Source organism: Microbacterium sp. RG1 (assembly GCF_005347485.1).
In the GTDB taxonomy this organism is placed as follows: Bacteria; Actinomycetota; Actinomycetes; order Actinomycetales; family Microbacteriaceae; genus Microbacterium; species Microbacterium binotii_A.
In genome coordinates this window covers 718,122-737,241 of the sequence record NZ_CP034121.1, presented here as the reverse complement: position 1 = coordinate 737,241, position 19,120 = coordinate 718,122, and the positions used below count along the sequence as shown (strand labels likewise).

Annotated in this window: 16 protein-coding genes; 5 read left to right on the top strand and 11 right to left on the bottom strand. The window is 70.1% G+C overall.

Annotated elements, in window-relative coordinates:
* Positions 1-53: 53 nt before the first annotated feature.
* Entirely contained in the window at positions 54-314 is a 261-nt protein-coding gene (rpsT, locus tag EHF32_RS03470; RefSeq protein ID WP_137416832.1) for a 30S ribosomal protein S20, read from the top strand.
* A 64-nt stretch (positions 315-378) separates the two neighbouring features.
* Here the strand turns inward: rpsT and holA are convergent, their stop codons facing one another.
* From holA to EHF32_RS03445, 5 genes are all read right to left on the bottom strand, one after another.
* Positions 379-1,404 (bottom strand): DNA polymerase III subunit delta, encoded by a 1,026-nt coding sequence (gene holA / locus EHF32_RS03465; RefSeq protein WP_137416831.1) that lies wholly within the window; start codon positions 1,402-1,404, stop codon positions 379-381.
* Entirely contained in the window at positions 1,320-3,674 is a 2,355-nt protein-coding gene (locus tag EHF32_RS03460; RefSeq protein ID WP_238343780.1) for a ComEC/Rec2 family competence protein, read from the bottom strand. Before EHF32_RS03460 ends, holA begins: the two co-directional genes overlap by 85 nt.
* A 47-nt stretch (positions 3,675-3,721) precedes the next feature.
* Positions 3,722-4,309 carry a ComEA family DNA-binding protein gene (locus tag EHF32_RS03455; protein WP_137416829.1) on the bottom strand — a complete coding sequence of 196 codons (588 nt, stop codon included), beginning with the start codon at positions 4,307-4,309 and terminating at the stop codon, positions 3,722-3,724.
* A 96-nt stretch (positions 4,310-4,405) separates the two neighbouring features.
* Positions 4,406-6,994, bottom strand: a complete 2,589-nt coding sequence (gene leuS / locus EHF32_RS03450; RefSeq protein ID WP_137416828.1) for a leucine--tRNA ligase — start codon at positions 6,992-6,994, stop codon at positions 4,406-4,408.
* Between the two features lie 63 nt (positions 6,995-7,057).
* Positions 7,058-8,341 (bottom strand): anthranilate synthase component I family protein, encoded by a 1,284-nt coding sequence (locus EHF32_RS03445; protein ID WP_137416827.1) that lies wholly within the window; start codon positions 8,339-8,341, stop codon positions 7,058-7,060.
* 42 nt (positions 8,342-8,383) lie between these two features.
* Between EHF32_RS03445 and EHF32_RS03440 the strand changes: the two genes are divergently transcribed.
* Genes EHF32_RS03440 through EHF32_RS03425 form a run of 4 tightly spaced genes read left to right on the top strand, consistent with a single transcriptional unit; the run spans position 8,384 to position 11,709 of the window.
* On the top strand, positions 8,384-9,064 hold the full coding sequence (locus EHF32_RS03440; protein ID WP_137416826.1) for a DedA family protein: 681 nt from the start codon (positions 8,384-8,386) through the stop codon (positions 9,062-9,064).
* Between the two features lie 4 nt (positions 9,065-9,068).
* A complete protein-coding gene (locus EHF32_RS03435) occupies positions 9,069-10,109 on the top strand; it encodes an App1 family protein (protein ID WP_234073008.1) in 1,041 nt (346 codons plus the stop codon).
* Between the two features lie 5 nt (positions 10,110-10,114).
* Entirely contained in the window at positions 10,115-10,822 is a 708-nt protein-coding gene (locus EHF32_RS03430; protein WP_137416825.1) for an SOS response-associated peptidase, read from the top strand.
* A complete protein-coding gene (locus tag EHF32_RS03425; protein WP_137416824.1) occupies positions 10,819-11,709 on the top strand; it encodes a 3-methyladenine DNA glycosylase in 891 nt (296 codons plus the stop codon). The genes EHF32_RS03430 and EHF32_RS03425 overlap by 4 nt, the downstream gene beginning before the upstream one ends.
* Positions 11,710-11,718: 9 nt before the next feature.
* On the opposite strand, the gene EHF32_RS03420 is transcribed toward EHF32_RS03425, so the two are convergent.
* From EHF32_RS03420 to EHF32_RS03395, 6 genes are all read right to left on the bottom strand, one after another.
* Positions 11,719-13,029 carry an ATP-binding protein gene (locus EHF32_RS03420; RefSeq protein WP_137416823.1) on the bottom strand — a complete coding sequence of 437 codons (1,311 nt, stop codon included), beginning with the start codon at positions 13,027-13,029 and terminating at the stop codon, positions 11,719-11,721.
* A complete protein-coding gene (locus EHF32_RS03415) occupies positions 13,026-13,748 on the bottom strand; it encodes a LytR/AlgR family response regulator transcription factor (RefSeq protein WP_137416822.1) in 723 nt (240 codons plus the stop codon). Before EHF32_RS03415 ends, EHF32_RS03420 begins: the two co-directional genes overlap by 4 nt.
* Positions 13,749-13,773: 25 nt before the next feature.
* Positions 13,774-14,805 (bottom strand): glycosyltransferase family 2 protein, encoded by a 1,032-nt coding sequence (locus tag EHF32_RS03410; protein WP_137416821.1) that lies wholly within the window; start codon positions 14,803-14,805, stop codon positions 13,774-13,776.
* A gap of 141 nt (positions 14,806-14,946) precedes the next feature.
* Positions 14,947-15,987 (bottom strand): glycosyltransferase family 2 protein, encoded by a 1,041-nt coding sequence (locus EHF32_RS03405; protein WP_137416820.1) that lies wholly within the window; start codon positions 15,985-15,987, stop codon positions 14,947-14,949.
* Positions 15,984-16,619 (bottom strand): hypothetical protein, encoded by a 636-nt coding sequence (locus tag EHF32_RS03400; protein WP_137416819.1) that lies wholly within the window; start codon positions 16,617-16,619, stop codon positions 15,984-15,986. The genes EHF32_RS03405 and EHF32_RS03400 overlap by 4 nt, the downstream gene beginning before the upstream one ends.
* Positions 16,616-19,030 carry a glycoside hydrolase family 3 C-terminal domain-containing protein gene (locus tag EHF32_RS03395; RefSeq protein WP_238343779.1) on the bottom strand — a complete coding sequence of 805 codons (2,415 nt, stop codon included), beginning with the start codon at positions 19,028-19,030 and terminating at the stop codon, positions 16,616-16,618. The genes EHF32_RS03400 and EHF32_RS03395 overlap by 4 nt, the downstream gene beginning before the upstream one ends.
* Between the last annotated feature and the right edge of the window lie 90 nt (positions 19,031-19,120).

Here is a 19,120-nt window from a genome sequence, read left to right as displayed (position 1 = left end):
CTACCGCTGACCGGCAACTTCCGAGCAGACTCCGAAACGAAAGTTCACGACACGTGGCAAACATCAAGTCGCAGATCAAGCGCAACAAGACCAACGAGAAGGCGCACGAGCGCAACAAGGCCGTCAAGAGCGAGCTGAAGACCGCGGTGCGTCGCACCCGCGAGGCCGTCGCCGGTGGCGACAAGGCCGCCGCCGAGAAGGCGCTCGTCACGGCTACCAAGAAGCTCGACAAGGCCGTCAGCAAGGGCGTCATCCACAAGAACCAGGCCGCGAACCGCAAGTCCGCGATCGCGAAGCAGGTCTCCGCTCTCTGAGCCGCTTCCTCCTCGAGGGCCCGTCGCTGTTGCGGCGGGCCCTCGTCGTTGTCGAGGACAGGGCTCAGGCCGCGTAGGGAGCGCGTGTGGCGATGACCGTGACGAGGCGTTCGAGCGCGAAGACGGCGTCGCGGGAGCCACCCTTGACCTCGGCGTCGGCGCGCGCGGTCGCCTGGATCGCGAGACCGAGCGATTCCTGGGTCCACCCCGACAGGTCGCGACGGGCCCGGTCGACCTGCCAGTCCTTCATGCCCAGCCGCGTCGCAAGCTGCCGGGACGGCTCACGCGTGCCGGCCACCCTGGCCATCGTGCGCAGCTTCATCGCGATCGCCGCGACCATCGGAACCGGGTCGGCGCCCGAGTCGAGCGCCTGCCGCAGTGCGAGGAGCGCCTCGCCGTAACGACCGGCGATCGCCGTGTCGGCGACGGTGAAGGCAGAGGTCTCCACGCGACCGCCGTAGTACCGCTCGACGATCTGCTCCGTGATGTCACCCTCGACGTCGTTCACCAGCTGCTGGCAGGCCGCGGCGAGTTCTGTCAGGTCGTCGGAGAACGCACCGACGAGGGCGCGCAGCGCGGCGGGCACGATACGCCTGCCGGCCTCGCGGAACTCGCTCGCGGCGAAGTCGTACCGGTCGGAATCGCGCTTGATGGCGGGGCAGGCCACCTCCACCCCTCCGCCGGCCCCGGCCCGGATCGCCTCCAAGAGCTTCTTGCCCCGCACGCTCGCGCCGGTGTGACGCAGCACGATCGTCGCCCCCTCCTGCGGGTTCTCCAGGTAGGCCAAGGCCTCCGAGAGGAACGCGTCGGAGCACTTCTCGACACTGCGGATGCGGACGAGTCGCGGCTCGCCGAACAGCGACGGCGCGCTGACCGCCAGAAGCGTTCCGGCCGTGTAGTCGGAGGCGTCGATGTCGGAGATCTCGAGGCTCGGGTCTTCGGCGCGCAGATAGTCGCGGAGCCTGGCCGTGGCGCGCTCCGCACAGACCTCCTCGGGTCCGGAGATCAGCACGATCGGCGCCGGCTCCGGGGTCCGCCACGACTGCTGCGGGATCGCACTGCGCGTCGGGGTGGACTTTCGGATCGCCATCCTCCCAGCCTACCGAGGGCGGCCGACGCCGCATCCGCCCGCTCGCGCCACAGCGTCGTGCGCCCCTCGCTCGTCCCCACGAGGATGAGGCCGTCCAGATCCGTGCGCGCCACAGTCGTGCCCTGGGCCGAGAGGATGTCGAGGATCTCCGCCCGCGGATGCCCGTAGTCGTTGCCCGCACCCACGCCGATCAACGCGAGCGCCGGAGCGGCCTGACGCTGCAGCCCCGCATCCTGATCCGCCGAGCCGTGATGCGCGACCTTGAGGACGTCGTACGGCCCTCTCAGCTCTCCGCTCGCGCGCAGCGCCCGCTGCGCGTCGGCGCCGAGGTCCCCCAGCATGAGTGTGCGCGGCACCCCGCCGCCCCCGACCTCCACGACGATGCTCGCGTCGTTGCCCGGCACCACGGCGTCTGCCGACGGCCACAGGATCCGCCAGCGGGCGGCTCCCAACACTCCCCCCATCTCCGCGGCAGCGGCGACGACATCCCGCGCCCCGACCGCGAGCACCCGCGCGGTGTCGCGCTCGTCCGCGGGACCGTGCATCAGGAGACCCACGGGTGCCGGAACGCCGTCGAGCCCGCCCACGTGGTCGATGTCGAAGTGGGTGAGCACCAGAAGGTCGATCCGCGTGATCCCCAACCTCGCGAGACAGGAGGCGAGAGCCTCGGGTTCCGGGCCGGTGTCGACGAGCATGACCGCGCCGGCGGAGCGGACCACGACAGCGTCGCCCTGACCCACGTCGCACATCGCGACGCTCCAACCTTGCGGCGTCGTGAGCGGAACCACGACGGAGTCGACCACCAGAATCCCCACCATCGCCGCCGCGGTGGATGCGGTCATCACGGCCGAGAGTGCGCGGCCGAGGCGAGCGACGCGTGTTCGTCCCGGCGGGAGCAGGAGGACCGTTCCTGCGGCCGTCACCACGACCAGGCCGACGAGCCCGGGCAAGCCCTCCGCCCACGGGAGGGTTCGCGCGGGCAGCGCGTCTACGGCACCCGCGATCCCCGCGATCCACGCCGCCGGCACCCAGGTGAGGGCACTCAGTCCCGCCTGCAGCACGGGCACGGGACCCGCGAGGCACGCTGCCAGCCCGAGTACGGTGGCGGCCGGGGCGGCCGGGGCCGCGAGGAGGTTCGCGGGCACTCCGTACACGGCGACACCGGGACTGACGAGCACGATGAGCGGACCGCAGACGAGCTGCGCCGACAGCGGTACGGCCAGCGCCAGGGCGAGAGACGCCGGCAGAAACCTGCAGAGCCCCCGCGCGAGAGGCGGGGCGAGCACCAGCAGCGCGCCCGTGGCCGCCGCTGACAGCGCGAACCCCAATGACAGCGCCAGCCACGGATCGGCGGCCAGCAGCACGCACACCGCCAGGGCGAGGAGGGCGAGTCCGCTTCCCCGCCGTCCGAGCAGCAGCGCGAGCATCGCGATCGCGGACATCGTCGCCGCACGGACGACGCTGGGCTCGGGCGTGACCAGCACGACGAAGCCCGCGAGCGCCGACAGCCCGGCGATCACACGCCCCGTGCGACCGATTCCGCACCGCGCCGCGAGGAGGAACGCGAGCCCGACGACGATGGCGCAGTTCGCCCCCGAGACGGCGGTGAGGTGGGTGAGGGATGCGGCGCGCATCTGCTGTTCCAGCTCGGCGTCGACGCCGCCGGTGTCTCCGACGGCGAGGCCGGGGATAAGGCCGGCACCCGGTGCGGGCAGCCCCTCCGTCGACGCAGCGAGACGTGCGCGCAGCCAGGCGGATGCGGCCGCCACCCCCTCCGGCGCCCGCACCAGCTCGACCCGCTCCGCCCGCACGACGAGCGCGGCACGGTCGCCCGGCTCCGCCGCGAAGGCGCCGCCGTCGATGCGCACGACGGCGCCGATCTCGGCTCCGTCGGGACGCTCCGACATCAACACCGTGACCGGCACCCCGGCGGCGACCGGCTCGCGACCGGCCGACGCCGACACCGTGAGCGCATCCGTCCGATAGCCGAGAGAGGTCGTCTCGATCTTGCCGACGATCGAGAACTCACCGCCCACCTGGTGACCGTCGCCCACCTCGATCGCGGCGGCGCGGGGCGGATCCTGCACGGCCACCGACATCGCCGGCATCGCCCCCATCAGCAGGGCGAGCGTCACGAGAGCCCACATGCGCGCCCGCCCCGATCGCCCGATCAGCACCGCGGTCAGCGCGGTCGCCACGGCACCGCCGCCGCAGAGCAAGGCCAGCCACGGCGCCGCCGCCGAGTGCGTGATCGCGACAGCGGCGACCATCCACGAGAGAACCCCAGCGGGCGCGAGCCGCCACGCGCGCCGGTCCATCACACGGTCACGAGATCGCGGAGCCCGGCGAGCATCTTCTCGCCGATCCCCGGCACGCCGAGCAGATCGTCCACACTCGTGAATGGGCCGTTCTGCTCCCGCCAGTCCACGATCCGCTGCGCGATGGCCGGTCCGACACGCGGCAGCTCGTCGAGCTGTTCCACCCCCGCGGTGTTGATGTTGATCGGGCCGCCGCCTCCACTCTCGCCCCCGGCCGCGCCTGCGGGAGGCGCCTGCCCGATCTCGAGCACGATGAGCTGCTCGCCGTCACTGAGCGGTCGGGCGAGGTTCACCGCCGCAGCGTCGGCGTTGTCACCGAACCCGCCCGCCGCCGAGATCGCGTCGGCGACCCGCGAACCCGACGCGAGAACGTAGAGTCCGGGCGCAGCCACCGCACCCGAGACGTGCACGTAGACCTCCGCGGTCTCGGCCGCTGCAGTCGGTGTCGGCACCGGCGCCGGCGGCGGCACGGCCGCGCTGCGAAGCACCCCCACCACGACCGTCACGGCCAACACGAGCAGCGCCAGCACGACGACGGCACCGACACCCAGGCGCACACGTCCTGCGGCATCGGATGCGGGCTTCACACGCCCACGCTAGGAATCAGCACCCCGACCCGAACGACGGAACCCCCGCGGTGTGCATGCACCGCGGGGGTTCCTCCGATGGGGAGAGCAGCTCGCTCAGCGCGTGCTGAAGCTCACGACCTTCGGCGGACGAACGATCGCCCGGACGATCTCACGCTCGCCCAGCGCGCGCTGGACACGCACGTCCTCGCGCGCCAGCCGCTCGAGCTCCTCGCCGCCGATCTTGGCGGACACCTCCAGCGTCGCGCGCACCTTGCCGTCGATCTGGACGACAGCGGTGACGGTGTCCTCCACCAGCAGCGTGCCGTCGGGCTGACGCCAGGATGCGAGACCGACGGACGGCTCGTAGCCGAGCTGCGACCACATCTCCTCCGCCGTGTGCGGCGCGAACAGGTCGAGGATCATCGCGGTGGCTTCGGCGGCCTCGCGGACGGCGGGGTCCGCCGCGCCCGCGCCGGAGTCGATCGTCTTGCGCGTGGCGTTGACGAGCTCCATGAGACGCGCGACGACGACGTTGAACTTCGTCTGCTCGATGAGCGAGGGCGCGTCCGCCCACAGGCGGTGCGTGACGCGGCGCAGCGCCGTGTCACCCTCGGCCCACACCGCATCCGTGGGGCTGGAGACCTCACCCGCGATGCGCAGGGCACGCGCGAGGAACTTCGTCGCGCCGGTCGTCGAGACGTCCTTCCAGTCCTTGTCGTCCTCGACGGGGCCCGCGAAGGCGAGTCCGACGCGCAGCGCGTCGGCGCCGTGGGCGTCGAGCTCGTCCTGGAACAGCACGAGGTTGCCCTTGCTCTTGGACATCTTCGCGCCGTCGAGGATGACCATGCCCTGGTTGATCAGGCTGGAGAAGGGCTCGGTGAAGTCGACATAGCCCATGTCGTAGAGCGCCTTGACGATGAACCGGGCGTACAGCAGGTGCAGGATCGCGTGCTCGACGCCACCGATGTAGAAGTCCACCGGCGCCCACTTCGAGGCCTCGCGACCCGAGAATGCGGCGTCGGGATCCCCCGGCGACAGGAAGCGCAGGTAGTACCAGGAGCTGTCGACGAAGGTGTCCATCGTGTCCGGGTCACGACGCATGGGCTCGCCGGTCTCCGGGTCGCTCGCCTGCACCCACTCGGTTGCGCCCCCCAGCGGCGAGGTGCCCTGCGGCAGCAGGTTGAGACCCTCGGGGTCGGGCAGGCGCACGGGCAGCTGGTCGTCGGGCACCGGAACGATGCGGCCGTCGTCGCCGTGCAGCATCGGGATGGGGGTGCCCCAGAACCGCTGGCGCGAGATCAGCCAGTCCCGCAGGCGATAGGTCTTCGCCGCGCGACCCGTCCCGGCCACCGTGAGTTCCTCGATCGCGCGCGCGATCGCGTTGCGCTTGCTGAGACCGTTCAGGCTGCCCGAGTTGATGAGGCGGCCGTCTCCGCTGAGCGCGACGCCGGTGCGCACCGGGTCGATGTCGTCGAGGGTGTCGGTGCCCTCGAGCGGGTCGATCGGGTTGCCGTCGGCGTCGAGCTCGATCACCGGCACGGCACCCGTGATGGGAGCCGTCGTGTCGACGACGATCTTCACCGGCAGATCGAACGCACGCGCGAAATCGAGGTCGCGCTGGTCGTGCGCCGGCACGGCCATGACCGCGCCGTGACCGTAGTCGGCCAGGACGTAGTCGGCCGCCCAGATCGGCAGGCGTTCCCCGTTGATGGGGTTGATCGCGTAACGGTCGAGGAACACGCCCGTCTTGGGACGGTCGGCGTTCTGACGCTCCACATCCGTCGTCTGCTGCACCTGGGAGAGGTAGGCCTGGAAGCGCTCGCGCGCGTCGGGACCGGCGCCCGCCGCCAGCTCCGCCGCGAGGTCGGAGTCGGGGGCGACGACCATGAAGGTGGCGCCGTGGAGCGTGTCGGGGCGCGTGGAGAAGACCGTGACCTTCTCGGCGCGTCCCTCGATCTCGAAGTCGATGTCGGCACCGATGGAGCGGCCGATCCAGTTGCGCTGCATCTGGATGACCTTGTGCGGCCAGAAGCCCTCGAGCTGGTTGAGGTCGTCGAGCAGCCGGTCGGCGTAGTCCGTGATCCGGAAGTACCACTGCGTCAGCTTCTTCTTGACGACCACCGCGCCGCAGCGCTCGCAGTGCCCGTCGATGACCTGCTCGTTGGCGAGCACCGTCTGATCGTGCGTGCACCAATTGACCGGGCTCTCCTTGCGATACGCCAGGCCACGCTCGTAGAGCTTCTGGAACAGCCACTGGTTCCAGCGGTAGTACTCCGGGTCGCTCGTGTGCAGGACACGGCTCCAGTCGAAGGAGACGCCGTAGGCCTTGAGGCTCTCCTTCTGCTGCGCGATATTGTCGTACGTCCAGGTGACGGGGTTCGCGCCGCGCTTGATGGCCGCGTTCTCGGCCGGAAGACCGAAGGAGTCCCATCCGATCGGGTGCAGCACGTTGTAGCCGCGGTGACGCCAGAACCGGGCGACGATGTCCGAGTAGAGGTAGTTCTCGGCGTGGCCCATGTGCAGGTCGCCGGAAGGGTACGGGAACATCGCGAGCACGTACTTGCGCGGGCGGGTGTCGTTCTCGCCGCCGGCGCGGAACGGGTCGCTTTCCGCCCAGCGCTGCTGCCACTTGTCCTGGATGGCGTGGGCGTCGAAGCCGCCGTCGGCGGACGCGCCTGCGGTGTCGGTCGAGGTCGTAGACACAGAGGGACCAATCGTGGAGTGTCGGGAAGGTGCGCAAGGCGCAAATTTCAGGATACCCGACCCCTAACCACCCCAGTCGGCCGGGAGCCTCGCCCCTGCGGCCCGCAGCGGCGCCGTGGCCTTGAGCGCCACCTCCGCGACCTCGGCGGCGACGTCGGAGGACCAGGTGATCCCGCCGCCCGCGCCCACATAGGCGCCCCCGGGGTGCACGACGAGGGTGCGGATCGTCATCGCCAGATCGAACGCACCGTCATCACCCACCCAACCGGCGCAGCCCGAGAAAGCGCCCCGGGGCGCACCCTCGATGTCGTGCAACAGTGTCATCGCCGACAGCTTGGGTGCCCCCGTCATGCTTCCCGCCGGAAAGACCGCCGCCAGCATCTCCCCCAGCGTGGTCCCCGGATACGGCACCCCGCTGACCGAGCTCACGAGCTGATGCACGCGCGGATACGTCTCCACCTCCAGAAGACGGTCGACACTCACCGTCGCCGGGTCGCACACGCGCGCCAGGTCGTTGCGCATGAGGTCGACGATCATGACGTTCTCGGCGCGCTCCTTCGGGTCGGCCGCGAGCTCGGCCGCGAGGGCGGCGTCGGCCTCGGGAGTCGCACCGCGCGGACGCGTCCCCTTGATCGGATGCGTGCTGACGCGTCCGTCACGCGCGAGCAGGAAGCGCTCCGGACTCGCACCCGCCAGCGAGATCCCGCCGCTTCGGAGCAGCAGTCCGTGATGCGAGGGAGTGTCTGCACGAAGCGCCGCGTAGGCGTCGAGCGCGTCGACCTCGCCGGCCACGTCGAATCGCGTCGTGAGACACAGCAGGTACGCATCCCCTCGGCCGATGGCCTCGATGGCGGTGCGGATGTCGTCGGCATAGCGGAGCGCATCGACCCGCGCGGTCGCCGCACCCCGATCCGGAACCGCGACCGGAGCGACCGGAGACGCCGACGCGATGCGCTCCGCCCAGGCTTCGGCGTCGTCGCCGCTGACCCAGGTCGCGCCGGCGGCGTGGTCGAACGTCACGAGGGTGCGCACCCTCATCCAGCTCTCGCGAGGCATGTCGTCGGCAGCGACCGGGGCGCCCACCGCATCCGCGCCGCTCTCATACGAGAGCCACCCCACCCAGCCGCTCCGGAACGGTCCGGCGGGATGCGGCGCAGCACCGCCCGTTGCGAGCCTCACCGATCGGATCTCGGCGCCGTCGACCGGGATGCCGCATCCGATCCAGCTGTAACCGGCGCCGGCACCGGGCCCCGCGTCGAGCCAGAACGTGTGGTCGCGCTCGGCGAACAGTGCGTGGACGGCGGCGGGATCTTTCGCGCCGTGCACGCGGACGGGGGCAGCGGGCACGCTCCCAGGCTAGCGACACCGCGAGCCTCTAGGCTCGACGGCGTGAACGATCTGCTCACCGCGATTCTCGATGCCGTGCGCGAGGTCGATCCGGTGCTGCGCGTCATTCTCGCCGGCGTCGCCATCATGCTGGAGACGAGCGTCCTCGTCGGGCTCGTCGTTCCGGGCGACACGATCGTGATCGTGGCGGGCACCGCGGTCGCCACACCCCTGGAAGGCGTCCTCCTCGGCGCCGCCGTCGTGCTCGGGTCGCTGATGGGCGAGACGCTCGGATATGTCCTGGGCCGTTATCTGGGGCCGTGGCTGCGTCGGTCGCGCCTCGGGCGACGCATCGGCGAGGAGAACTGGGCGAGGTCGGAGCGGTACCTGGAGCGTCGCGGCGGGCCCGCCATCTTCATCTCCCGTTTCCTGCCGGTGCTCCACTCGCTCGTGCCGTTGACGGTCGGCATGGCGCGCTTCCCGTATCGTCGGTTCCTCGCGTGGACGGCGCCGGCCTGCATCATCTGGGCGAGCCTCTACATCGGTGTCGCGGCGGCCGCGGCGGGCACGTATCGCGAGCTTTCCGAGCGCATCCACTACGCGGGCTACATCTTCGTCGCCATCATCGTGGTGTTCGTCGTGCTGGTGTTCATCGGAAAGAAGATCATCGAGCGGGTCGAGCGTCGGCACATGGCCGAGCCCGCGTCCACCCCGGAGCCCCGGGCGACGGACGTGGAAGACTGAGGGCGTGGCCGAATCTTCTCGTCCGACCCGTTCCGACAAGATCCTCTGGATCGCCCGACTCGAGCGTCGATTTCACGCGTGGCGTGAACGGGGCGCCCGTCGTCGTGGGCGCACACCATCGGTGGCGGCCTTTCCCGGCTACGGTTCCGAACGCTGGGTGCGGGTGCTCGCACGCGTCGTGATCCCCCCGGTCGGCCGGGACAAGGGCGAGTACGCAGGCATCCGCGGATGGCGGAGCTTCGCCGCGATCCCGGTCGCGTACGGTCAGGTCCGAGTCACCGTGGGTAGCGAGACGCACGACGTCGTCGCCGACCGCGGCGGCGTCGTGGACGTGGTGCTCCCGGCGACCCTCGAGCCGGGCTGGCAGACGCTCACGGCGCAGGTGGAGGGCGGTCAGACCACCACGCTTCGCGTGTTCATCGTCTCCGACGGCGCCAGGTTCGGTGTCGTGAGCGACATCGACGACACGGTCATGGTCACCGCGATCCCCCGTCCGATGCTTGCGGCCTGGAACTCCTTCGTCGTCAACGAACACGCGCGGCAGCCCGTCCCGGGGATGTCGGTGCTGCTCGAGCGTGTGACGCGCGAGCATCCCGGCGCCCCCCTGGTCTACCTGTCGACGGGCTCGTGGAACGTCGCCCCGACGCTCACCCGTTTCCTGCGCCGACATCTCTTCCCCTCCGGTGCGATGCTGCTGACCGACTGGGGGCCGACACACGATCGATGGTTCCGCAGCGGGCGCGCGCACAAGTCGACCAATCTCAGCCGACTTGCGCAGGAGTTCCCCGACATCCGCTGGCTGCTCATCGGGGACGACGGGCAGGCCGACGATGCGATCTACACCGAGTTCGCGGGAGCGCATCCCGCTAACGTCGCCGCCGTCGCCATCCGCCGCCTGACGCCCGCAGAAGCCGTGCTCGCCGGTGGCCGGACGGCCGTGAACGACCACTCCGCCGCGAGTGTGCCGTGGGTCAGCGGCGACGACGGAGCCGAACTGCTCGATCGGCTGGAAGAGGCCGGTGTCGTACGCCCCGGCGTAGGCTGACCGGCATGTGTGGTCGGTTCGTCGTCGCCAACGTCGCGTCTGAGCTCGTCGGAGTACTGCGCGTCGACACGATCAACCCCTCCCTCCCTGCGCCGTCGTACAACGTCGCACCGATGAGCACGGCGGCCATCGTGCTGGACTCCGCCAAGACCGAGCCGCCCACGCGGCGACTCGAGCCCGCGCGGTGGGGCCTGGTGCCCGCGTGGGCGAAGGATCCGAAGATCGGGGCCCGCGCCTTCAACGCCCGCGCGGAGGAGCTGGAGGACAAGCCCATGTTCCGCGGTGCTCTCATCAAGCGCCGCGCCGTCGTTCCGACGACCGGCTACTACGAGTGGAAGCAGCTTGCCGACGGCAAGGAGCCGCACTTCATCCACCCGGCCGACGATTCGCCCCTGTTCCTGGCGGGGCTGTACGAGTGGTGGAGAGATCCGAGCAAGGCGGATGACGACCCCGACCGCTGGCTGCTGAGCTTCACCGTCCTGACCCGCGACGCGATCGGCGCTCTGGGGTCGATCCACGACCGGATGCCCCTCTTCCTCGACGCCGACTTCGCCGATGCGTGGCTCGACACCGACACGGAGAACGTCGGCGACATCCTCGATGCCGCCATCGACGCGGCTCCCGATCTCGCCGAGACCCTCGAGACGCGGGTCGTCTCCCCCGCCGTCGGCAACGTGCGCAACGATTCGCCCGCGCTGATCGAACCCGCGTGAGCACCGCGCCCGTCGTCCTCGCACCCTCTACCGTGCTCGCACGCGACGACTGGCGCGCTCGAGAGAGTACTCACGCCGAGCGGGCCGATGCGCTCACGGCGGGACGTCGCGCGAGGGCCGCTCGGGGCGAGACGCATCCGGTCGAGGACTTCCTGTTCACCTACTACGGCTACAAGCCGGCGCTGCTGCGCCGATGGCATCCGGGTACGGCGTACGCGCTGGCGGATGCGGCGCACGACGCGCGTGCCGACTGGCGCTGGTACGCCCGCGACGAGGACGACTCCATCCGCGTCGATGCACGCGCCTTCGCTGCCGAGAAGCGCCTGCTGCTGACCGGCGTCGCCGCCATCCTCGAGGGCACCCGCGGGCGGAGCGCACAGTACGGCTGCTTCGGCATGCATGAGTGGGCGATGCTCTACCGCACCCCCACTGCGCGCCACGCCGTGCCGCTGCGGTTAGGCTCGGCGGGCACGGACGCCGTCGTCGAGGCGCACGAGCTGCGCTGCACGCACTTCGACGCTTTCCGCTTCTTCACCGACGATGCGGCACCCCGCAACCGTGCGCTGCTCGCGCGCGACACTCAGGCCGCTCACGAGCAACCGGGCTGCCTGCACGCGGGCATGGACCTCTACAAATGGGCGGTGAAGCTCGGTCCGCTCGTGCCCGGCGACACCCTGCTGGACGCGTTCGAACTCGCCCGCGACATCCGGGCGCTCGACATGCGCGCCTCGCCGTACGACCTGCGCGACTGGGGCTACGCGCCCGTCGCCGTGGAGACGGCGGAAGGCAAGGCCGTCTACGTCGCAGAGCAGCGGGCGTTCACGCGGCGGGCGGAGCCGCTTCGCGAGCGACTACTGGCGCACGTCCGTTTCGCACTCGCCGCCTGAACGGGCGATTCAGCGTGCGGCGGCGGCGACGTCTCGAGGTAGCAGCACCCGAAGTGAGAACCACTCGGCACCGCCTTCGACCGACACCGACCCGCCGTAGGTCTCCGCTGCGGCCTCGATGTTGCGCAGGCCGTATCCGTGCCCCTCACCGGCTTTGCGCGTGAGGATGCGACCGTCTCGTCGTCGCAGGTGCCCGTCGAAGGTGTTCTCCACCCGCATCATCACGAAATCGTCATGCGCGAAGAGGGAGAACTTCACCATCCGCTGCGACTCGGGAAGCCGCGCCGTGGCCTCGAAGGCGTTGTCGAGGGCGTTGCCCGCGATCGCGGTGATGTCCAGCGGACGCAGCCCCGACAGCAACCGTCCGTCGGCGACGGTGGCGACGTGGATGCTCTGCTCCCTGGCGTACATGAGCTTCGCCGTGAGCACCGCGTCGAGCACGTCGTTCCCCGTGCGAACCTGCGTCGCATAGTCGCGGATGGACGTCTCGAGATCGTCGAGGATGCGCAGTCGCGACTGCGGGTCCTGCTCGGCGCGGATCGCATCGAGGTGGTGCTTCATGTCGTGATACTTGCGGTTGACCTCGTCGATCGTGCGCCGCGACATCTCGTACTGCTGATGCTGGCTGGTCAGCAGTCGCGCCATCGCGTCGGCTTCCCGGCGCGCCTGGAAGCCACGGCGCACCTCGTGCTGCACGTAGAGCGCGATGTAGCCGCAGAGGTCGACGAGGGTGCGGATGTAGAGGATCTCGTGACCGATGCGGCCGCTGAAGGGCGTCGCGGTGGTCACGAAGCTGAGGTTCGAGATGATGAACGTGGCGGTCGCGATCGAGAGCGCGGCGACGAGATCGGCGTAGCCCACCTCGAAGACCTCGCCCCGTACCAGATGACGGCGCTCTGCGAGCCAGGCGAGCCCCAGCATCCCGCCGTAGATCACGACCATCATCGTGGCTTTCACCTCGGCGGGCGCGTCCAGGTAGAACCGGTCGAGCTGCCAGTGGATGGATGCGGTGAGCTCCGCCAGCACGAACGCCCGCGCGGTGAGGTAGCCCGCGGTCACCGGGGAGACCCGCAGCGTCGTGTACAGCATGGCGAACATGACGAGCACGGCGGCCAGCATGCCGGGGATCCACAACGCGAGCGAGAGGCGCCCCGCTGCCTCCTGCACCGCGAGCAGCGCGAGCAGCCCCACGGCGGACGCCGCGGCCGTCGCCCACCAACGGGCCCGCCGAGCGACGATCAGCACGAAGACGAAACAGGCTCCCCACTCCGCGACGGCGGTGAAGCTGCGAGGGATGTCTGCGAGGTACAGCTCGTTCATGCGGTGATCCCGCGCGTACCGATGTACGCGGCCAGCGCAGCGAGGAAGTCCTTCTTGCGCGGCCGACTGATCTGCAGCCGCACCCCGCCTCGGACGCGGCAGTCGTTGCCCTCCACCCCGGTCACATGGCGGAGGTTCACGAGGTAGCCGCTGTTGCAGCGGAAGAAGTCCTCGCCCTCCAGCTCCCCCTCCATCGCCTTCAGCGATGTCGCAACGGTGTAGTCGCTGTCCAGCGTGTGGATCAGGACGTTGTGCTTGGCGCTCTCCAGGTACAGGACGTCGGCGATGTCGAGGCGGTGCCTGTCGCCATCGGCGGCGGTGAAGAGCATGTGCCGTCGTTCGCGTCGCCGCAGGCGCACGAGACAGCGCCCGAGCTCCTGCGAGAAGACCGGGTAGGAGACCGGCTTGAGGAGGTAGCTCAGGGCATCGACCTCGTAGCCGCTCACGGCGTACTGCGGGGATGCGGTCACGAAGACGATGAGCACTTCGCTGTCGACCTCGCGGATGCGGCGTGCGGCCGTCATGCCGTCCACACGCGCCATCTGGATGTCCAGCAGCAGGATGTCCCAGTCGGGGCGGTAGTCCTCGATGATGTCGCGTCCGTCGCGGAACGCCCCGATGTGGAAGCGTTCGCCGTGCTCGCGCTGGAACCGGTCCAGGTGCGACAGCAGGCGGTCGATGCTGGCCGGATCGTCTTCGACGACGCCGATGCGGATCATGCTCTGTCTCCTTCCTGGCCTGTTCTCAACTGAAGCCGACGTAGCGTCGGGCGAGGTGGTACGCGGCCCGGGTCACGCGCCGCCCCGCGTATCCCGGCAGGTTGCTCCCTGCGCAGACGAGGCTGCGCCGGAGATGACCGTGGATGCGGGGACGGTCGCGCTTCACCTCCCGCCAGAAGGCTCGGCGCACCGCGAGGTGGTGTGCGGTGCCGCCCAGCGCGAGCGTGGCGCTCACGGTGGCACAGAGCGCGCGGACATAGTGCAGCTGCGCGGCGTAGAGCTGTGCCGGAACCCGTCCAGCCCGCACGTCCTCGACACTCGGCAGAGTCTCGAGCGCGAGCCGGTTCACTCGCAGCTGCTGATCGACGCGGGCCAGCATGACCTCCGGCGCGACCGACTGGCCCGCGCGACCGATGAAGTAGTGGTACAGCGGGACGGGCAGGTAGTACATGCGGCGCACGCGCGCGAGCGGACGCAGCACGTACAGGCTGTCGACGTAGAACGTGTGACGCGGCAGGTCCAGATCCACCTCGCGCAGGAGGGTCGTGCGGTAGATGACGGCGTGCATCATGAGGTACTGCCGCCGCGCGAAGCGCTGCGTGTCCTCCCAGCCGAAGACGCGATCGGCGGGGAAGACCGTGTCGAAACGCGTCGGTCGCGGCGCCTTGCCTACGCGATCGTGCACGAAGTCGGTGAACAACGCGTCGACTCCCCCGGTCTCCTCCACCCGTTCGAGGACGTCCAGCACTCGTGCGAGAGCGGCGGACGACAGCCAATCGTCCGCGTCGAGCACCTTGAGGTAGAGACCGCGCGCGTGGGCGACACCGGTGTCGATCGCCGCTCCGTGCCCGCCGTTGACCTGATGCACCACGCGGATCCGGTCGGGGTACGTGTGCGCATAGGATGCGGCGAGCAGCCCGGTGGCGTCCGACGAGCCGTCGTTCACGATGACGACCTCGACGCGCGCGTCGCTCGGGCAGAGCGCAGCGAGGGCTCTACCGAGGAACTCTGCGCAGTTGTAGGCGGGCACGGCCACCGTCAGCAGGGGCGATGACACCGAGGCACCCTCCGTCCGGCGCCGCGCGCGGCGAAGGACGGCTGCGCGCAGGGCGATGATGACGAGCCGGGCGCGGGGTCGACCGGTCTCACCCTCGATCGTAGACGGGACGCCGTTCACGTGCGGAAACCGCGGCTCGCCTCAGCTGAACCCGACGACGCGTCGAGCCCAGTCGTACGCGAGGCTCGTCGCGCGGCGCCCCGCCTGGCCGGGGAGATTGCTCACCGCTCCGAGGAGACTGCGACGCATCCGCGTGTACAGCCAGGGATTCTCCGCGCGCACTTCTCGCCAGAAGCGGTCGCGCTCGACGAGGTGGCCCGCCGTACCGGCACGGGCCAGCGTGGCGCTCGTGACCGCGCAGACCCCCTCCACGTGGTGCAGAAGGGCCCGGTACAGCTGCACCGGCACCTCGCCGCGAGCCACCGCGTGCGGGGAGGGAAGCGCGGCGAGTGCCAGTCTGTTCACCCGCAGCTGCTGCTCCACCCGCCGCACCATGACCTCCGGCGCCACGGACTGTCCGGGCCTGCCCACGTGGTAGCGGTAGAGCGGGATCGGGAGATACCGCATCCGACGCACCCGTGCCAACGGCGTCACGACGTAGAGGTTGTCGACGTAGAAGGTGTGCTCGGGCAGGTGCAGCCCGCTTGCTCGCACGAGTTCCGTCCGGTACACGATCGCGTGCATCATCAACACCTGACGGCGCCCGAACCGTTCCGTGTCCGCCCACTCGAACACGCCGTCGGAGGGGAACACCGAGTCGAAACGAGCCGGGCGCGCCGACTTGCCGACCCGTTCGTGCACGAAGTCCGTGAAGACCGCGTCCACGTCCGCACCCTCGAGAGCGACGAGCTCGCGCACCAGGAGGGCGAGCGAGGCGATGTCGAGCCAGTCGTCCGCATCCAGGATCTTCACGAACGTGCCGCGCGCGTCGGACAGCCCCGTGGTGATGGCGCCGCCGTGCCCGCGGTTGGGCTGGTGGATCACCCGCCGGGAGCCGGGGCGCCGCGCAGCCCAGTCGTCCGCGAGCGCCCCGGTGGCGTCCGTCGAGCCGTCGTCGACGACGATCACCTCGACGCCGGCGACCGCGTCGAGCTCCGACAGCGCGCGTCCCAGATAGTCCTCGGCGTTGAACGCCGGGACCACGATGGACAGCGCCGGCACGACGGACGGGCGATTCGTCATCGCTCGACCTTGTCGCCGGGCTCCGCCACCACCTCGACCTCGGTCGGCACCTGGCGGAAGATCACCTTGAAGATCGGGTAGAACACCCAGAACGAGATCGCGGCGTTGATGATCATCGTCAGCACGTCCGCCACGACGGATCCGCTCGAGCCCCATCCGAGGGTCACCATGAAGAAGTCGTAGATCGGCGCCTTGTAGAAGCCCTGCGCCGCCGCGGCGATGAAGGTGATCGCCACATAGGCCACCGTGTACCAGCCGGCCGCGACCCACACCGAGGTGTTGGACTTGAACGTGATGTTGCGCTGCAGGAAGAAGTTGATGACCTGCGCGATCAGCAGCGTGATCTGCACCGCGAGGAAGTACGCCAGCCCGCCGCCGCCTGCGGGAAGCGCGCCCGCCGCGTAGTCGAACATGTAGTACTGGCTGCCGTCGACGTTCGACCCGACGGGAAGCACCTGGAAGCCGACATCCGTGAGACCCGTGAAGCTCGCAAACGCCCAGCGGAAGATCGGCATGAGCGCCAGCTGCAGCACGGTCACGCCGTTGGACAGCAGCAGGAACATGATGAACTTCGACAGTTCCGGGCGTGAGGTCTGGAATCGACCCCACCATTTCGTGATGGCGGTGATCATCGTGCACTCCTGTTCCCTGCGGCGGCGTCGAACGCCTTCTTCGTCGCCTTCTCATCGCGTCGGCCCCCGAAGTAGGCGGCGATCACCCGCCCGAGGCCGCGCAGCGTCTGCCCGTTCACGAGCGTCAGGACGGCTCCGGTGAGCCGGCGGGTGGCGAGCCCGCCGCTCATCTTGGAGATGACCCGGAACGGGCCGTTCAGCAGGAACAGCACGTTCAGGTCGGGGGTACCGGCCGCGTCGGCTTTGCGACGGCGGCCGTCGAGGATGCGGAATCCGAACCGACCGAGGGGGCTGCGCGAGTCGACGAGACGATCCATCGGGTCGTTCTCCCCGAGCGGCCCGTCGGGCCACTGCGGGTCGGGGATCTCACGCCGCAGGAGCGCAGCGAACTCCGCATCCGTCGGAGCGACACCGGCACGCGTCGAGGGCGCGAGCGCCACACCGTCGCGCTCGACGGTCGCTGTGAGATCCAGTGCGCCCACGTGCGCGCCGACCGCGATCTCGTACGTGCCGCGCTCCACGACCCACGTGTCGGTCGCGGCGTCGAAGACACGGAACGTGCGGTCGCCGAAGGGAAGTGCGACGCGCCGCGACTCCCCCGACTCCAGCCGCACCTTCGCGTATCCCTTCAGCTCGCGACGAGGACGCGCCAGTGCGCTGTCTCCGACGCGTCCGACATACATCTGGACCACATCGCTCCCGGCACGGGAGCCGGTGTTCGTCACCGTGACCTCGGCGCCGTCGGCATCCACCACGAGATCGGAGTAAGCGAATCTCGTGTAGCTCAAGCCGTAGCCGAACGGGAAGGAGACCGGGATGCCGGCCGTGTCATAGTGCCGGTATCCGACGAAAGGTCCTTCGCGGTACTCGGCGGTGCGAGCGGCGCTCGGGAAGGACGCGGCCGTGGGGGTGTCCGCGAGGGCGCGCGGCATCGTCTCCGCCAGTCGCCCACCCGGGTCGACCGCACCGGTGAGCACATCCGCGATGGCCTCGGCTCCGGCCTGGCCGCCGAGGTAGGTGTGCAGCAGCGCGGCCGCATCCGTCGCCCACGGCGTCGAGACCACGCCTCCGGCACTGATCAGCACGACCGTCCGGGGGTTCACCCGGTGCACGTCTCGCAGCAGACGAACCTGCTCGTCCGGCAGATCGAGGCTCGTGCGGTCCATTCCCTCCGATTCGGCGATCTCGGGAAGCCCGAGGCTCAGCACCACGACATCCGCGCGCGCGGCGAGCGTCAGAGCCTCCGCGCGTAGCGCCTCGTCGGCGCTGCCATCGCGGCGGAATCCTTCCGCGACGCCCACGACCTCGAGGGTCGAGTCCGGCAGCACCTCGGCGAGTGTCGGGAGCACGGTGGGGTTCACGAGCGAAGAGCCGGCGCCCTGGTAGCGGGGCACGGTGGCGAACGCACCGACGAGAGCCACTCTGGTGCCTGACGCGAGCGGCAGCAGGTCGTCCTCATTGCGCAGCAGCACCGCGGACTCCGCAGCGGCCCGTCGGGCGAGCGCGTGATGTGCGGGCAGATCGACGATCGCGGCCGCGCGTTCACTCACGCGCCGCACCATGTCGATGAGCTCAGCGACGCGGGCGTCGAGGTCTGCCATCGCGAGCCGTCCGGACTCCACCGCAGCCACGATCTCGCGTGCGGAGTCGAAACCCGGCGAGGGCATCTCGAGTGCGGCCCCGGCGGCGACGGCGGCGACGGCGTCGTTGGACCCGCCCCAGTCGGAGATGACCGCACCGTCGAAGCCCCACTCGTCGCGCAGGATCTCGGTCAGCAGGTGGGCGTTCTCGTGGGCGTAGACGCCGTTGACGAGGTTGTACGAGGACATGATCGCCCAGGGCGCGGCCTCGCGGACGACGATCTCGAAAGCGGTCAGGTAGATCTCACGCAGCGTGCGCTCGTCGACGACGGAGTCGCTCACCATGCGACGCAGTTCCTGGCTGTTGACCGCGAAGTGCTTGGGAGTGGCGGCGACGCCCTCGGACTGGATGCCGCGGACATAGGCGGCGGCCAGGCGGCCCGCGAGTTCGGGATCCTCAGAGAAGTACTCGAAGCTGCGGCCTCCGAGGGGGCTGCGCTTGATGTTGAGGCCCGGCCCGAGCAGGACGCCGACGCCCTGCGAGGATGCCTCGCGGCCCAGAGCCGCACCGATCTGCTCGGCCAGCTCGTCGTCCCAGCTTCCGGCGATCGTGGCGGCGGTCGGGAAGCAGGTGGCGGGTTCCGAGCCGTTGATGCCGAGGTGGTCGGCGGAGCCGACCTGCTTGCGCACACCGTGAGGGCCGTCCGCCATCCACACCGGGGGCAGGGAGATGCGCGCGATGGCGCGCGTCTGCCAGGTGTTGGCGCCGCTCAGCAGCGCGGCTTTCTCGAGCAGCGAGAGACTCGCCACGAGCGAGGGGGTGTCTTTCACAATGGGTCTTTCTTGATCGTTCACGCCGCGCGTCGAGCGCGGAAGGGGTGAGTGGCCGCCGGGCCGGCGAGCAGATTCTCCGACCCGGCG

Coding starts and splice junctions, on each gene's coding strand:
- holA (WP_137416831.1), bottom strand. CDS start 1,404: ATGGCGATCCGAAAGTCCACCCCGACGCGCAGTGCGATCCCGCAGCAG.
- EHF32_RS03460 (WP_238343780.1), bottom strand. CDS start 3,674: ATGGTCGCCGCTGTCGCGATCACGCACTCGGCGGCGGCGCCGTGGCTG.
- EHF32_RS03430 (WP_137416825.1), top strand. CDS start 10,115: ATGTGTGGTCGGTTCGTCGTCGCCAACGTCGCGTCTGAGCTCGTCGGA.
- EHF32_RS03420 (WP_137416823.1), bottom strand. CDS start 13,029: ATGAACGAGCTGTACCTCGCAGACATCCCTCGCAGCTTCACCGCCGTC.
- EHF32_RS03415 (WP_137416822.1), bottom strand. CDS start 13,748: ATGATCCGCATCGGCGTCGTCGAAGACGATCCGGCCAGCATCGACCGC.
- EHF32_RS03405 (WP_137416820.1), bottom strand. CDS start 15,987: ATGACGAATCGCCCGTCCGTCGTGCCGGCGCTGTCCATCGTGGTCCCG.
- EHF32_RS03400 (WP_137416819.1), bottom strand. CDS start 16,619: ATGATCACCGCCATCACGAAATGGTGGGGTCGATTCCAGACCTCACGC.